The sequence below is a fragment of the Pseudoalteromonas sp. APC 3495 genome (assembly GCF_030407645.1).
GTDB lineage: Bacteria > Pseudomonadota > Gammaproteobacteria > Enterobacterales > Alteromonadaceae > Pseudoalteromonas > Pseudoalteromonas tetraodonis.
Genome location: NZ_JASDDA010000049.1, coordinates 13,717 through 29,104, shown reverse-complemented (window position 1 = coordinate 29,104; position 15,388 = coordinate 13,717). Strand labels below are relative to the sequence as shown.

The 15,388-nt window shown below is 40.2% G+C and carries 13 protein-coding genes and 1 pseudogene; 10 read left to right on the top strand and 4 right to left on the bottom strand.

Features of this window, described 5'->3' with window-relative positions; all coding sequences use genetic code 11:
- Nucleotides 1-1,076 (top strand): annotated as a pseudogene (locus tag QL984_RS15760) (hypothetical protein); the annotation flags it as partial.
- On the opposite strand, the gene tusA reads toward QL984_RS15760, so the two are convergent.
- The 3 genes from tusA to fadB all read right to left on the bottom strand — a co-directional run bounded on the left by tusA (nt 1,073) and on the right by fadB (nt 4,899).
- Nucleotides 1,073-1,315: a sulfurtransferase TusA gene (gene tusA, locus QL984_RS15755; RefSeq protein ID WP_013463650.1), complete on the bottom strand. Its 243-nt coding sequence runs from the start codon at nt 1,313-1,315 to the stop codon at nt 1,073-1,075. The pseudogene QL984_RS15760 and the gene tusA sit on opposite strands and share 4 nt — an antisense overlap.
- A 250-nt stretch (nt 1,316-1,565) precedes the next feature.
- Nucleotides 1,566-2,735 (bottom strand): acetyl-CoA C-acyltransferase FadA, encoded by a 1,170-nt coding sequence (gene fadA / locus QL984_RS15750; RefSeq protein WP_013463651.1) that lies wholly within the window; start codon nt 2,733-2,735, stop codon nt 1,566-1,568.
- Nucleotides 2,736-2,739: 4 nt separating this feature from the next.
- On the bottom strand, nt 2,740-4,899 hold the full coding sequence (gene fadB / locus QL984_RS15745; protein WP_013463652.1) for a fatty acid oxidation complex subunit alpha FadB: 2,160 nt from the start codon (nt 4,897-4,899) through the stop codon (nt 2,740-2,742).
- Nucleotides 4,900-5,202: 303 nt separating this feature from the next.
- On the opposite strand from fadB, the gene QL984_RS15740 reads away from it, so the two are divergent.
- The 9 genes from QL984_RS15740 to QL984_RS15700 all read left to right on the top strand — a co-directional run bounded on the left by QL984_RS15740 (nt 5,203) and on the right by QL984_RS15700 (nt 13,115).
- Nucleotides 5,203-7,089: a lytic transglycosylase domain-containing protein gene (locus QL984_RS15740; protein ID WP_013463653.1), complete on the top strand. Its 1,887-nt coding sequence runs from the start codon at nt 5,203-5,205 to the stop codon at nt 7,087-7,089.
- A 117-nt stretch (nt 7,090-7,206) separates the two neighbouring features.
- Nucleotides 7,207-8,529: a Xaa-Pro dipeptidase gene (gene pepQ / locus QL984_RS15735; protein WP_013463654.1), complete on the top strand. Its 1,323-nt coding sequence runs from the start codon at nt 7,207-7,209 to the stop codon at nt 8,527-8,529.
- 99 nt (nt 8,530-8,628) lie between these two features.
- Nucleotides 8,629-9,243 (top strand): YigZ family protein, encoded by a 615-nt coding sequence (locus tag QL984_RS15730; protein ID WP_013463655.1) that lies wholly within the window; start codon nt 8,629-8,631, stop codon nt 9,241-9,243.
- Between the two features lie 93 nt (nt 9,244-9,336).
- A complete protein-coding gene (locus QL984_RS15725) occupies nt 9,337-10,788 on the top strand; it encodes a TrkH family potassium uptake protein (RefSeq protein ID WP_013463656.1) in 1,452 nt (483 codons plus the stop codon).
- Nucleotides 10,789-10,812: 24 nt separating this feature from the next.
- Complete coding sequence (locus QL984_RS15720) at nt 10,813-11,475, top strand: flagellar brake protein (RefSeq protein WP_013463657.1); 663 nt, start codon at nt 10,813-10,815, stop codon at nt 11,473-11,475.
- 513 nt (nt 11,476-11,988) lie between these two features.
- The gene (locus QL984_RS15715; RefSeq protein WP_013463658.1) at nt 11,989-12,201 is read left to right on the top strand and encodes an EF-hand domain-containing protein; all 213 of its coding nucleotides are present in this window, start codon (nt 11,989-11,991) and stop codon (nt 12,199-12,201) included.
- Between the two features lie 70 nt (nt 12,202-12,271).
- On the top strand, nt 12,272-12,484 hold the full coding sequence (locus QL984_RS15710; RefSeq protein WP_013463659.1) for an EF-hand domain-containing protein: 213 nt from the start codon (nt 12,272-12,274) through the stop codon (nt 12,482-12,484).
- A 138-nt stretch (nt 12,485-12,622) separates the two neighbouring features.
- On the top strand, nt 12,623-12,835 hold the full coding sequence (locus tag QL984_RS15705; protein WP_013463660.1) for an EF-hand domain-containing protein: 213 nt from the start codon (nt 12,623-12,625) through the stop codon (nt 12,833-12,835).
- A 64-nt stretch (nt 12,836-12,899) separates the two neighbouring features.
- Nucleotides 12,900-13,115: an EF-hand domain-containing protein gene (locus tag QL984_RS15700; RefSeq protein ID WP_013463661.1), complete on the top strand. Its 216-nt coding sequence runs from the start codon at nt 12,900-12,902 to the stop codon at nt 13,113-13,115.
- A 59-nt stretch (nt 13,116-13,174) separates the two neighbouring features.
- Here QL984_RS15700 and QL984_RS15695 read toward each other — a convergent pair whose 3' ends face one another.
- Nucleotides 13,175-15,163: a TonB-dependent siderophore receptor gene (locus tag QL984_RS15695; protein ID WP_013463662.1), complete on the bottom strand. Its 1,989-nt coding sequence runs from the start codon at nt 15,161-15,163 to the stop codon at nt 13,175-13,177.
- Nucleotides 15,164-15,388: the final 225 nt, after the last annotated feature.

Here is a 15,388-nt window from a genome sequence, read left to right as displayed (position 1 = left end):
GTTCTTTAATTGAGGAAATAGAAAGTGATGATAGTTCAAGTAACCTAGATATTTTGGAAGGTAGAAAAGCTTTGTTTGGTGATGTGATGAAAATTTATTTCATGCAAATGGAGTTAGGTTGTAATGTTGAAAAAATAAAATCTCAGTCAAAAGAAAATATAAACTTTAAAATTCCAGGTTTTGATACAGAGAAGAAAGATAAAGCTAATGTCAGTAATATTGAGGAGCATCTAAACCTTCCGCAAATAGAATCTCAATTATTGGTTGAGCACATAGCTTTCTGTAAGACATTCAGTATAGAAGAGGTTTTACAAAAATATTATCCAGTCCAAGTTTTAACTATCGACTTATTATTGAAGAGGGGGATTACAATCCTAACAGAAGCGGATGAAGAAAAAATACCTGATTATGTAAACCAGCTTGTAAATATAATTAAGGAAAAGGAACCTGAATTATTACGTTGGTTTAATTCTGTTGATGTTATAAATGAGCTATTTAAATATAAGTTTATTGAAAGTGTTAAAGGCATATCCATTGATGGCAAGCCTCCTATAAAAAGTATTTTAGAGCAGTATCTACCAAAAAAATTTAAAACTCCGGTTCCGGTAAGTGGAAGGTTCGGATATCAACTTGAGCAGTTCGGGAGCAAAGAGTTAAACCAAAAGTTTGAAAGTATATTGGCTGAAGTTAAGAAAACTAATGAATTGAAAGCCATTGATGCTATTGAAAAGGAGATCCACAGGGGCTGGACAAAGGAAGTTGATATGAAAATATATAATGAGTATCGAACTATTAGTATATTTTCCACCTTAAAAGATCATGAATGCTTTGCTAAAGCTGTATCAGAAAACTGGACTGTTGAGCAAATTTACCTTTACAGCGATTTCATTACTGATAGATATAAAGCAAACCTTACCGATTGGTTAATGGATGAATTTGACTTTTTACAGAGGTTGAAAAACGAGTTAAGTAAAGTCACATTTCAAAAGAGTGGAATAAAAATTGGAATGATCAATCAGCTCATTGAAGCCTTGGTTAAAGTTTTAAATAAAATGAAAAAGCAACAAAAGGTTTAGGGTAGCCCTTTCTTCACTAAATATCTATACGGTACTGAATCGACTTCTTTAGCCACCAACGTGTGATCCATGAAGGTGCAGAAGCTGGGGATGTCGCGGGTGGTTGAAGGGTCGTCGGCAATAATAAGCAGTGTTTCACCCTCGCTCATTTTGCGAATAGCAGCGCGCACCATCATCACAGGTTCTGGGCAGCGAAGGCCGGTAGCATCTAATTGGTGATCGGGGTTATCAAAGCTCATAAAAATTACCTGCAAAAATAGTCGTGGCTTGGTTAGGTCGGGTAGTTTAGCGCAAATAAAGCTGTTGGTTAACTATTTTACGTATAACAAAACAGCTCAACTTATTAATAGATAACCTGAAATAAATTTAATGCACCCGATCACATTATTCATTTTAAACCTGCAAAAGCGGGTGGCATAAAAAAGGCGAACTAACTTGCGCTAGTTCGCCTTTTTAATCACCAAGCTGGTTTTACATATTCAACACTAATTAGTCTTGAACACGTTCAAATACAGTTGCGATGCCTTGGCCTAAACCAATACACATAGTCGCTAAACCGTATTTTGCGTTTTTGTCTTCCATTAAGTGAATAAGTGAGGTGCTAATACGCGAACCCGAACAACCCAGCGGGTGACCCAGTGCGATAGCGCCGCCATTTAAATTCACTTTTTCGTCAACCACATCCGCTAAACCTAAGTCTTTAAGTACGGGTAATGATTGTGCTGCGAATGCTTCGTTAAGTTCAGCAACATCGATGTCATCAATAGTAATACCAGCTTGTGCCAATGCTTTTTTACTTGCTGGTACTGGGCCGTAACCCATGATTGATGGATCGCAACCGGCAACGGCCATCGCGCGAATATATGCACGAATTGGTAAGCCAAGTTCTTTTGCTTTTTCTTCGCTCATCACTAACATAGCTGATGCGCCATCAGAAAGTGCTGAAGACGTACCCGCTGTAACAGAACCCGTAGCAGGGTTAAATACTGGACGAAGTTGCGATAAGCCTTCAACGGTTGTTTCAGGGCGAATTACTTCATCATCTTCAACAAGGATAAGTGAACCGTCAGCATCGTGACCTTCCATTGCTAAAATTTCGCGGCGGAAACGCCCTTCAACTGTTGCAGCATGTGCACGTTGATGCGAGCGGTAAGCAAACTCATCTTGTTGCTCACGGCTAATACCGTGAATAGTAGCAAGGTACTCAGCAGTTAAACCCATAGAGCCAGATGCTTGTGCAATTGATGTAGCTAAGCCTGGGTGAAAGTCGTTACCGTGAGTCATAGGTACGTGGCCCATGTGCTCAACACCACCAATTAGGTAAGTATCGCCAGCGCCAGTCATAATAGCGCGAGCAGCATCATGCAATGCTTGCATTGATGAGCCACATAAACGGTTCACTGTGGTTGCTGGCACTGAATGTGGAATGCCTGCAAGTAGAGATGCGTTACGTGCAACGTTAAAGCCTTGCTCTAAAGTTTGCTGTACACAACCCCAATAAATATCGTCAATTGACGCAGGGTCAACTGCTGGATTACGTTCTAATAAGCCTTTCATTAAATGAGCGCTTAAGTCTTCTGCACGTTTGTTTTTAAATACGCCGCCTTTTGAGCGACCCATTGGTGTGCGGATACAATCTACAATTACTGGATTATTCATGATATTAACCTTCCACCTTATAGAAAACACGGCCTTCTTCAGCCCACTTGCGAGTTTGCTCTGATACTTGGTAAATCGCACCTAGGTGAGCGTATTTGTCTGCTGCTGCAACAAAGTTAGCTAAACCTGTTTGATCTAAGTAACGGAACGCGCCGCCTCTAAATGGAGGGAAACCAACACCGTATACAAGTGCCATATCAGCTTCTTGAGGAGAAGCAACAATGCCTTCTTGTAAACAAAGTAGCACTTCGTTGATCATTGGGATCATACAACGGTCAATGATTTCTTGTTTATCAAATTCTTTTGGTGCGTCTGTAATTGGTGCGAGTAGTTCAATCGCTGTTTGGTCATGCGATTTTTTAAGACGACCGCGACGGTCTGTTTCATACTTGTAAAAACCTGCTTTGTTCTTTTGACCAAAACGTTTTTCGTTAGCAAAAACAGTCACTGGATCTTTCTCTGCACGCGCCATACGTTCAGGGAAGCCGTCTGCCATTACGCCAGTACAATGGAAAGCAGTATCAATACCGACTACATCAAGTAGGTAAGCCGGACCCATAGGCCAGCCAAATACGTTTTCCATGACTTTATCTACTTTTGCAAAGTTAGCGCCTTCAACCACTAATTTGCTAAAGCCTGCAAAGTAAGGGAATAAAACACGGTTTACAAAAAAGCCTGGGCAATCGTTAACAACAATCGGCGATTTACCTAGTTTAAGTGCGTAATCAACTACGGCATTAATGGTTTTATCTGAGGTTTTTGCACCACGGATAATTTCTACTAATGGCATTTTTGGTACTGGGTTGAAAAAGTGCATACCACAGAAGTTTTCTGGTTTTTCAAGTGCTTCTGCAAGTAGGTCAATACAAATAGTCGATGTATTTGACGTGAGCACAGTGCCTTCAGGCATATTCTTTTCAAGATCAGCAAGTACGGCTTGCTTCACTTTAGGGTTCTCTACTACCGCTTCAACAATAATGTTGGCGTTTTGTAGGTCTGCATCATTAAGCGTCGGTTTGATTTTGCTAAGCGTTGCTAGCATTTTTTCCATTGGCATATGGCCGCGCTTAACTTTTGCACCTAATAGCTTAGACGCTTCACCCATACCTAAATCAAGTGCATCCTGTTGGATGTCTTTCATTATGATTGGTGTACCTTTATAAGCAGATTGGTATGCAATACCGCCGCCCATAATACCTGCGCCTAATACAGCAGCTTGTTTAATTTCTACATCGCTGTGCTTAGCAAATTTACGTGCTTTACCTTTAATGTATTGATCCGCTAAAAAGATACCTGTTTGCGCGGCTGCTTCGTTGGTACGAGCAAGCTTTGCAAAGTTGGCATTTTCAATTGCCATTGCTTCTGCGCGTGAGCAGTTTGCTGCTGCTTTAATAGTGCGAACGGCCATAACTGGAGCAGGATAGTGGCCTTTGGTTTTACCCATTACCATACCTTCTGCCATTGCAAAGCTCATGCCTTGCTCAACACGGTTTAATTTAAGCGGTTGTAATTTTACAGCGCGTTTTGCTTGCCAATCTAGCTTGCCAGCAATCGCTAATTCTAATGTTGCTATACTTGACTCTTGTAGTTTGTTGGCACTAACTACTGCGTCAAACGCACCTACTTTAAGGGCATCAGCTGCGCGATTTTCGTTACCTGTGGTGATCCACATCATCGCGTTATCGGCGCCAACAATGCGCGGAAGGCGCACTGTACCGCCAAATCCAGGCATTATGCCTAATTTAACTTCTGGTAAACCCATTTTTGCTGAGTCACTTGCAACACGATAATCGGTAGCAAGTGCCCACTCACAGCCGCCGCCAAGCGCCAAGCCGTTTATAACACTTAGTGTTGGAAATGGTAAATCTTCAATTGCATCAAAAACGTCAGTTGCATTTTTGATCCACGTTACTAATTCTGTTTCAGGTTTAGTAAAAGTAGGTAAAAATTCGAAGATATCTGCACCAATAATAAAGTGGTCTTTATCACTGGTAAAAATCATGCCTTTAATATCAGCGTTAGCGGCTAATTCTTTTAATGCTGCCGCGCAATCTGAAAGAGTTTGTTGTGATAATGTGTTTACAGAACCTGTAGCACAAAACTTAAACTCGGCGATGTTTTCCTTCACGAAGCTAACTTCAAAGGAATCGCTTTTATATAACATTATTATTCTCCCTAGTTGATGAACTAAGACTGGTACGATGAGTTCATATTCAGACCAGTGTGCTTGCTTTAAATTAAAAATGCAACGAAAAATTTATCTTGGTTACAAACGTCTGGTTAAAATATAGCTGGTTTGGTGCTAAGGTGGGTTTGAAAGTTTTCTTTATTCATTTTATTGCGCTGTCTTAGTGTTCATAGCTTGGGTTTTATTAGAATAAATAGTACAGCTGTGTATGTGCTGTTGTTTACTTACTCTTCGCCACACTTCGTCAGCCTTGAAGGTTACTATGCCCTAAAGGACATTATGAAAAAATACTTATTAAGCGTAGCGGCAGCGACTCTATTTTTCTCTTTCCCCTCTGCCAACGCGAAAACTGATATTGATGCATTTTTAGACGCTGAAAAACAGGCGCGCTATGGCAATTATCAAAATTTTAAAGAAGCGGTGGATTCATTGTCTCATCCGCTTAAACCGTATGTTGAAAAAGCCTATTGGGAACGTTACCCAAGCTTAGCCCACCAAACAGAGATAGAAAATTTTCTCACTATTTATGAACATACGCCATTAGAGTGGCCAGTGCGTAAAGCATGGTTAAACTATTTAAAACGCAGAAATCAAAAAGCAGCGTTTATTAAAAACTACCGTGAAACCTCTGACAGTGAGCTTACTTGTACCCACCTTACTTTTCAGCTTGATCTTGGTGCGCCTAAAAAAGCAATACTCAATCAGGTAACCGACTTATGGACAGTGGGTGAGTCGCAGCCAAGTGAATGCGATGGCCTTTTTAAACGCTGGCGTCAAAATGGTTATTTAACGCCCGATGTTGTTTGGCAACGTGTCACTTTAGCGGCACAAGGTGGGTCTTATCGTTTACTGCCTTATTTAAAAACATTGTTGCCAGCCAATGAGCGCTACTTAGCCGATTTATACTCAAAAGTAAGACGTGACCCAAGTGCAGCGGCGGGGTTATACCGTTATAAGCGCAAAACAGTGAAAGAGGGTGAAATAGCGCTTTACGGTATTAAGCGTTTAATTTGGCGTGATAAAGAGTTGGCATTAAAGGCATGGCAAAAAATTGAGGGGTTATTTGATTACACTGATGATGAAAAAGCGGATGTATATTATACCTTTGCGCTTTCATTGGCGTCGAGCGGCCATAGCCAAGCGAGCTTCTATTTAAATAAAGTACCCAAAGAGCGCCAAGATCGTAAATTAATGCAATGGCAGTTAGCTAATCTACTCAAAACCCAAGATTGGGAGGGAATTGCGGCATTTTTTACAGGTAAAGAAAATCTTAGCTTAGGGCAACAGTATTGGCTTGCTTATAGTTATGACAAACGCGCAGATCATGAAAAAGCCAAGGCAATTTGGACTAAAGTGGCCGCTAATCGTGATTATTACGGCTTTTTAGCCGCTGCACGTTTGGGCATACCGGTTGATTTAAATGAGTTGCCCGTTAATGTAAATCAAGCTTTAGTAACAAGAGTGAGTAATGCACCGGGCTTTAAGCGTGCCAAAGCTTTGTATGAGTTAGAGCGCTTTACTGCTGCTCGACGCGAGTGGAATTATTTAACTGATACCTCAGCTGATGATGAAAAATTAGCTGCGTCGGTACTTGCAGCCGAGCTGGATTGGTTTGATAGTACTATATTCACCCTAGCAAAAATAAAAGCATGGGATTATGTGGATTTGCGTTTCCCTTTTGCATTTCAAGAAATGTTTGAGCGTTACAGCAAGCGAAGCAAAATTGACCTAACTTGGAGTATTGCTATAGCACGTCGCGAAAGCTCATTTGCACCTGATGCGCGCTCCCATGCAAATGCACGCGGGTTAATGCAGCTATTACCGAGTACGGCAAAGTATATTAATAAAGGCACGGTTTCTAATCGTCGTTTGTATCAACCAAAAACCAACATTCGTCTTGGGACTCGTTATTTACAGTATTTAAAAAAGAAAAACCACGGCAATGAGGTGTTAGCTACAGCATCTTATAACGCTGGGTATCATCGTATTAAGCGTTGGTTACCAGAAGAAGCAATGCCGGCTGAGCTATGGGTTGAACTTATTCCTTACAGAGAAACCCGAGATTATGTAAAAAATGTATTTGCTTATCGGCAGGTTTATCATACTCGCCTTGGTCGGGAGGGAAACCTTCTAGCCCCCATATTAGAAATGACGATGGGCGGATAGTAAAAATAAATCTACAACCACAGAGGGATATTTACACAGTAAGTATCCCTCTTTTTTGAGCGCTTTGTGTATAAGTGGTAGACTCAAAGCAAGTTAAATTTAACAGATGGGTTTATTATGGAAAAATTAGCCGTTTTATACGCCGAACATATTGCAACATTGCAGCAGCGTACACGTACTATTTGTGAGCAAGAAGGGTTAGAAGGATTAGTCATTCATTCAGGCCAAGCTAAGCGCCAATTTTTAGATGATATGTATTACCCGTTTAAAGTTAACCCTCATTTTAAAGCGTGGCTACCGGTTATTGATAATCCACATTGCTGGATTGTGGTAAATGGTAGCGATAAGCCAAAACTTATTTTTTATCGCCCAATTGATTTTTGGCATAAAGTACCTGATGAGCCAAGAGATTTTTGGGCAGAATACTTCGATATTGAATTGTTATTACAACCCGATCAGGTTGAAAAGCTACTACCTTACGATAAAGCTAAATTTGCCTACATTGGTGAATACCTCGAAGTAGCACAAGCACTTGGCTTTAGTATTATGAACCCTGAGCCAGTACTTAACTATATTCATTACCACCGTGCTTATAAAACGCAATATGAACTTGAATGTTTACGTAATGCGAATCGTATTGCGGTTGATGGCCATAAAGCAGCGCGTGATGCGTTTTTTAATGGTGGTAGCGAGTTTGATATTCAGCAAGCTTACTTAATGGCAACGCGCCAAAGTGAAAACGAAATGCCATATGGCAATATTGTGGCACTTAACGAAAACTGCGCTATTTTGCACTACACCCATTTTGAGCCAAAAGCACCACAAACGCATAATTCATTTTTAATTGATGCGGGCGCTAATTTTAATGGTTACGCTGCGGATATTACCCGTACCTACGACTTTAAAAAGCAGGGTGAGTTTGCTGACTTAGTTAACGCTATGACAGCGCACCAAATTGAGTTAGGAAAAAGCTTAAAGCCAGGTTTACTGTATGGCGATCTGCATATTGATTGTCATAACCGTATTGCTCAGCTATTAAGTGATTTTGATATTGTTAAACTACCTGCAGCCGAAATTGTTGAGCGTCAAATTACCTCAACTTTCTTCCCGCATGGCTTAGGGCATCATTTAGGTGCACAGGTTCACGATGTGGGTGGTTTTATGCGTGATGAAACAGGGGCACATCAAGCGCCACCAGAGGGTCATCCATTCTTGCGCTGTACTCGCTTAATTGAGAAAAACCAAGTATTTACTATTGAGCCAGGTTTGTACTTTATTGACTCTTTATTAGGTGATTTAGCACAAACAGACAATAAGCAGTTTATTAACTGGGAAAAGGTCGAGGCGTTTAAACCTTTTGGCGGTATTCGTATCGAGGACAATATTATTGTTCACGAAGATAGCCTAGAAAATATGACGCGTAATTTATTACTCGACTAAATCCTTATTAAAGACGAGTTAGTCAATACGCGCTAAAATAAACGGATACAAAGGGGCCTTTTGGCCCCATTTTTTTTAATTAAAGCCTAAGTAAGTGCTATGTCTGAATATAAATACCCAGCCGAAGCTGTATTTCATCAAGAAGAAATTAAAAAAAGTACCTTTATCGTTCATATAGGTCACACGCCCGATCTAAATGCTGCGAAAGCCTTTATTAAAAATATTGAAGAAAAATACAGTGATGCACGTCACAATTGTTGGGCACATGTTGCAGGTAACCCAGGTGGCAGCCATGTTTATGGTTTTTCTGATGACGGGGAGCCCAATGGCACCGCAGGTAAACCCATGCTTAATGTGCTAGTGGGCTCAGGCTTAGGTGAAGTGACCGCTGTGGTAACACGTTATTTTGGAGGTATAAAGCTCGGTACGGGTGGGCTGGTGCGTGCTTATGGTGGTTCACTCAATAATGCCTTAGCAAAACTACAAACCGTGGTGAAAGTGCCGAGCGCTGAGCTGGTGGGCTTTAGTGAATACAGTATGCAAGGGGCGATAGAGCAACATTTAAAAACGAACTTTCAGGTACTTAATATTGAAAAGCAGTTTACTGCAAATATTGAGTGGACTATTACCATTGATAGTCGCCAAGCGCAGCAAGCCATCAAAGATATTTTTGATTTAAGCCACGGCGCAGTTGAGTTAACAATCAAAGAGTAATAGTCTTACATTCATCCCATTTAATGATTAAACATTAAATTTCGAGTCATACAGTAGTTATTTTAATTTACTAATAAAAAAGCGATACGCTCAATGCAATTTCGTACCATCATAAAAATTCTTGGCCAATTGGTTGCGCTATTCAGTATTACTATGGTGCCACCAGCGCTAGTGTCTTTAATTTATAAAGATGGTGGAGGGGTGCCGTTTGTTTTAGCCTTTATATTCAGTGTTGTTATTGGCTTAATGGCTTATTACCCAAATAGGCATGAGCATGGCGATTTAAAAGCCCGCGAAGGCTTTTTAATCGTGGTTCTGTTTTGGCTAGTACTAGGCGCGTTTGCCTCCTTACCGCTGGTATTTTTACAAGAACCCAACCTCTCTTTAGCCGATGCCGTGTTTGAAGCTTTTTCTGGCTTAACCACAACAGGGGCTACCGTGCTGACCGGTATAGAGTATCTGCCTAAATCGGTATTGTTTTATCGCCAACAATTACAGTGGTTTGGTGGTATGGGGATCATTGTATTAGCGGTAGCAATCCTGCCGATGCTTGGCGTAGGTGGTATGCAGTTGTATCGGGCTGAGATTCCAGGCCCCGTTAAAGATTCCAAAATGACCCCGCGTATAGCCGACACCGCTAAACACCTTTGGTATATTTATGTGTCTATTACCCTTGCATGTACTTTGGCGTATTGGAGCGCTGGCATGAATTGGTTTGATGCAATTTGCCACGCTTTTTCTACGGTGGCTATTGGTGGTTTTTCTACTTATGACGCTTCAATGGGGCATTTTGATAGCCCAGTAATTAACTTTATTTGTGTGTTCTTTTTAATTATCGCAGCCATTAACTTTTCTCTGCATTATGCTGCTGTAGCGAGTCGTAATATTAGTGTCTACATTCGTGACCCTGAATTCAAAGTGTTTCTATGTATTCAGCTCGCGCTGGTGGTGATTTGTTTCACGGTACTTTCATCTCACGATGTTTATGCCAATGGCGATGAAACCCTCGATCAGGCATTGTTTCAAGCTGTATCTATAAGCAGCACCGCAGGATTTGCCACAGATAACTTTTCTGCTTGGCCTTTGTTTTTACCTATTTTATTAATATTCTCTAGTTTTATTGGTGGCTGTGCTGGTTCAACTGGCGGCGGTATGAAAGTAGTGCGCGTGTTTTTACTTTATCTACAAGGGGTGCGAGAGCTAAACCGCTTAGTGCATCCTCGAGCTATATACTCTATAAAGTTAGGACGAAAGGCGCTACCAGATAAAGTAGTTGAAGCGGTATGGGGGTTTTTCTCGGCTTATGCACTAGTCTTTATTATTATTATGTTAGCGTTAATGGGCACCGGGTTAGACAATATAACGGCATTCTCAGCAACGGCAGCGTGTTTAAATAACCTTGGGCCTGGTTTAGGAGATGTTGCTTCTCATTATGGCGCTATTACCGATACTGCAAAATGGATATTAACCGTGGCAATGGTATTTGGTCGTTTAGAGATATTTACCTTACTTGTGCTATTTACCCCAACATTTTGGCGTGGATAACGTTATAAATATCAGGAAGGAAATATGCGAAAAACCAATTTGGAAAAGTTAAACCAAATCGTCACGGGTGGCATAGTTGATTTAGAAATCCTCACCCCCACGAGTAGCCGACGCGTAAAAACAGAGTTTATAGGCTTATTAGAAAATAAGTTTATTGTTTTAAATTACCCCAATGCAAAACGGCTCCCCATGGCAAGTGATTATTTACGCGATGGTGTGATGGTGGTGGTAAGAGCGCTTATAGAGGGCAGTGGTGGGCATGTTTTAGCGTTTCGTCAGCAGCTTATGTCTGTAGCATCTCACCCGGCTAAGTTATTGTTTATCGACTATCCTTCACAAGTACAGCTATTTGAACTGCGCTCGCAAGCGCGTATACCGACGCTGTTTCCAGCCAAGTTAAAATTATCGGATGATCGCCCTTCCTTTGAAGGTGTTATAAAAGATATTTCGTTAACGGGTGTTATGTTTGATATTAAAACAACCCAAGAAATCGACGACATTAAAGATATGCGTTGCATCGTAGTGTTTGATGAAGATACAAAGCACGAAGGGCAAATATGCAGTGTGAAAAAACATGCTAAGGGCATATATTGCGGAATTCGATTATTTGCCAGTGAAGAGCAAATGAAAGCCCTGATGGGGGATCACTTCATTGACCCTAATGCACTTGAAGTTGAAATTGTATAAGACCAGTTATCTTTCGACGCTAAACATTTTACAATTCTAAAATATCAACAAGCTCTAACATTTTCGCTCTTTTGCAACAAATAGCCATGTGTTGTTGTTATTTTTAAAAGCCATTTCAAATTTATTTTATAAATTCATTAAAAACAATTAGTTAAATATGTTTTTTATTCTAATTTTTTTGTTTATAACAAAATTAAACTCAACTCACCTTCCTTTTTGTTTATTTAATCCTCTTTTTTAGCGGTTGCTCACCGACTGTGTGGGGTTTTCCCTAAACTCAACTCTTTGATTTTTATTGTTTTAATTTTATTGCCTTATCTACTGTTGCTAAAAAGCAACAAAATAACGAGTTAAATAGCGCCATTTTCAGCTAGTTGCTGGTTAATGTATTGAAAATTATGGTTTTTATATTTTTGGCATCGAAGTTGTAATAGTCAGGCTGTATTGAACGAAACGTGATTTAAAGTAAAACACTTAATCGCATAAAACATAAACTTTGAAGGAAGATAGATTATGAAAAGCATTAATAAAACTTTAGCACTTATCGCATTGGCTTCTTCATCAGCCGCTTTTGCAGCAAGCGACTTTGACACGCTAGACGTTGACGGCAACGGCGCAATCAGTCAAAGCGAAGCATCGGTTGATGCAAAATTAATGAGCATGTTTTCAGAGCTTGATACTGACCAAAACGGTGAGTTATCAAAACAAGAGTTCTCTAAAGCATAACCCTAAGCTATTAAAGTTTTGGGAGTTAAAAGCTCCCTCATTATTTAAACGATTTTAAGGAATACTCATTATGAAAACATTACACAAAACATTTGCACTTATCGCTCTTGCTTCTTCGTCAGCAGCCTTTGCAGCGAGCGACTTCGACACACTAGATACCGATGGCAACGGTGCTATTAGCCAAAGCGAAGCATCGGTTGATGCAAAATTAATGAGCATGTTCTCAGAGCTTGATACTGACCAAAACGGTGAGCTATCAAAAGAAGAATTTTCGAAAGCATAAGGCAAGGCTAAGTATATTCTGAGTTGCCAAAGACAACCTAAATAGGCAAGGAAGCCTATGAAAGAGAATAACAAGGACCGTGATAGCCAGACACAATTTTTTGATAGACCATTGCATTACATTTTGAAGGATTAAATTATGAAAACATTACATAAAACATTTGCACTTATCGCGCTAGCTTCTTCATCAGCTGCTTTTGCAGCAAGCGACTTTGACATGCTTGATACTGATGGTAACGGTGCTATTAGTCAAAGCGAAGCCGCTGTAAACGCTGATTTAACAGCCGCATTTACTGAGCTGGATACTGACGGTAATGGTGAGCTTTCTAAAGCTGAGTTTGCAAACTTTTAATTTTTGACTTTTTTCATTGCACAGGGATCTCAGAAAAGGATTTCTCTCTTATAGGAGACTTATTATGAAAGCAATAAACACAACACTTGCGATTTTAGTATTAGCGTCATCATCAGCAGCTTATGCAGCGGTAGATTTTGCCTCTTTTGATAGTAATGGCGATGGTGTAATTAGCCAGCAGGAAGCCGCCGCTAATAAACAACTAATGAACATTTTTGATGATTTAGATACCGACGGAAATGGTGAACTTTCTAAAGAAGAGTTTGCAAGAGTACAATAAGTATTAACCCATCATACTCCACTAAAGCCGCTTAATAGTCAGCGGCTTTTTTGTGCTTGTTAGAGGCTATATTTAAGTTGGAGAGAGAAGCTTCTTGGCTTACCATAACGATATTGGTTATAGAACCCAATTTGACTGTAATAATGCTTATCAAATAAGTTATCGATATTTAGACTAACAGATAACTGCTCATTCATTTGATAATTTGCCATTAGGCTTGCAATACCATAGCTAGGCTGGTTTACCTCAACAGCGCCATAAACAGGGTTTTTAACTTCGTCATAGCTGTTGCTTTGCCAGCGATAGCCTCCACCCAATTTTAGATTGTCTAATGCACCTGAGAGTTGATAGCTAGTAAAAAGTTTAAATTGATCGTTTGGGTTGGTGGTATTTAATACCGTATTATCCGGTTTTTCGCCTTTACTATGGGTATAGCCAAAATAAGCGTTCCAGTTATCGGTTAATTTTCCGTTGATTTCTAGCTCGTAGCCTTGAGTTAATGTGCCGTTAATGGGCTTGTAGATGGCCTGAAGTGTTTCTGCAATGGTATCGCCCGTGTACTCGCCCACATTATCTTGATAAATTTTAAATCCAGAAAGGGATATGTCTAAACGTTCATCAAGTACAGAAGCTTTTATGCCAAGTTCATAATTCTTACCTTCAATAGGGCTTAAATAATTGCCATTTTTATCAACTCGACTTTGTGGTGTAAAAATATCAGTGTAATTAGCATACAAAGCCCAACTCTGTGTTAGTTCATAAGTTGCTCCAAAATAATTAGTTAGTTCATCACTTATTTTGTAATCATGCATGCGACCAAAATTATCGTGTTTGGTTTGCCATTGATTTAACCGGCTTCCAACAATTAAAGACAAGGCATTGGTTATATTTAGTTGTGCAGCAACATAAAGCGCATCTTGTTTAGTTGTGCCATAAGAGCCGTAAGCGGCTTCTGACTGCCAAGTTGGTTTTGCAATGCTATAACTAGAGTCAGTGAAATCGCCGATAACATAGTCACTTTGTTGGCTAGCATAATAAGGGGTCGAAAACTGTTGCTCTTGGGTATTATAACCAAATAGCAGTTGGTGACTTTGGCCCAGCCAATTAAACCGACCATTGAGTTCGACCTCATAGGTATCCTGCGTTCTGTTTGCATCAATATAGTTTATAGAACCTGGCATCATTCCAGTGTTGTTTATAGGATCGGGCTCTCCTTTTACCCAAAACACATCATAGTTTAGGTCGTTATCACCATAGACATAATTAGCGGTTAGCTGCCAGTTAGCATTAAAGTAATGCTCAAGGCGAATAAACGCATTAAGTGCATCGGTTTGAGAAGATGCCCAATCTTGAGCCGTTGAAGCATCTCTGTCATAAGCTGTACGGGAGCCATCACTATAAAAAATAGGCAAACCACCTGACATTGTTCCTTTAGGGGTTGTCGATTGATTATCAACAGCAAGAGTCAATAAAGTACTGTTAGAAAGATCTGCCTCAATAATGCCATATAATGTTTGACTGGTTTGCGAAAAGCGATCTTGATATGAGAGTCTATCTTGATAAGCAACAATAGCTCGTCCTCTTATACTTTCACTATTATTTATGCTTCCCGACACATCCACCATCGCGCGGTAGTTGTCCCATGAGCCTAATGAAGCAGTAAGATTTATTTGAGTGTTTGCAGTTGGGCGTTTACGTATCAAGTTAATTGCTGCCGAAGGGTTACCCGCGCCCAGCATTAACCCCGTTGCTCCTCTAACTATTTCGATACGATCATAAATTGCGGTATCGGTTAGGTTATCTCCATAATTAAAGCGGGTGTCATAGGTGGTCGCTATGCCATCATAAAGTATGCTGGTGACACTAATACCTCGGGCTGAAATAGAAAACTTACCATTATCTGCTTCTCGCGCATTTATGCCTGTCACACTGGTTATAGCTTCAATTGCGGTATTTAGTTGTTGGTCTGCCATGAAGTCGCTTGTTATCGCTATCGTTGATTGCGGCGTTTGCAAATGTGATAGCTCAAGGCCAGTTGCAGAGCTCATAGAATTAACTCTATAGCCCTTCGCTTGCTCTCCGATTACGGTTAACCTTTCGATACCTTCGCTAGTGTGGGCGAGCGTTTGAGTTGAAACTGTTGAAAGTAAAAGGCCAACCAGAGTGTAATGAGTTATGGGAGAATTTTTCTTTGAGAGTAGGTGTATCATTTGAAATCCATTTTTATTTAAAAACGTGAAATTAACTTTTCACATCTGTAGATGTCGCTGCTT

Coding starts and splice junctions, on each gene's coding strand:
- QL984_RS15725 (WP_013463656.1), top strand. CDS start 9,337: ATGCAATTTCGTACCATCATAAAAATTCTTGGCCAATTGGTTGCGCTA.
- tusA (WP_013463650.1), bottom strand. CDS start 1,315: ATGAGCTTTGATAACCCCGATCACCAATTAGATGCTACCGGCCTTCGC.
- QL984_RS15720 (WP_013463657.1), top strand. CDS start 10,813: ATGCGAAAAACCAATTTGGAAAAGTTAAACCAAATCGTCACGGGTGGC.
- QL984_RS15730 (WP_013463655.1), top strand. CDS start 8,629: ATGTCTGAATATAAATACCCAGCCGAAGCTGTATTTCATCAAGAAGAA.
- QL984_RS15705 (WP_013463660.1), top strand. CDS start 12,623: ATGAAAACATTACATAAAACATTTGCACTTATCGCGCTAGCTTCTTCA.
- QL984_RS15715 (WP_013463658.1), top strand. CDS start 11,989: ATGAAAAGCATTAATAAAACTTTAGCACTTATCGCATTGGCTTCTTCA.
- fadA (WP_013463651.1), bottom strand. CDS start 2,735: ATGAATAATCCAGTAATTGTAGATTGTATCCGCACACCAATGGGTCGC.
- QL984_RS15740 (WP_013463653.1), top strand. CDS start 5,203: ATGAAAAAATACTTATTAAGCGTAGCGGCAGCGACTCTATTTTTCTCT.
- QL984_RS15695 (WP_013463662.1), bottom strand. CDS start 15,163: ATGAGCTCTGCAACTGGCCTTGAGCTATCACATTTGCAAACGCCGCAA.
- QL984_RS15710 (WP_013463659.1), top strand. CDS start 12,272: ATGAAAACATTACACAAAACATTTGCACTTATCGCTCTTGCTTCTTCG.
- QL984_RS15700 (WP_013463661.1), top strand. CDS start 12,900: ATGAAAGCAATAAACACAACACTTGCGATTTTAGTATTAGCGTCATCA.
- pepQ (WP_013463654.1), top strand. CDS start 7,207: ATGGAAAAATTAGCCGTTTTATACGCCGAACATATTGCAACATTGCAG.
- fadB (WP_013463652.1), bottom strand. CDS start 4,899: ATGTTATATAAAAGCGATTCCTTTGAAGTTAGCTTCGTGAAGGAAAAC.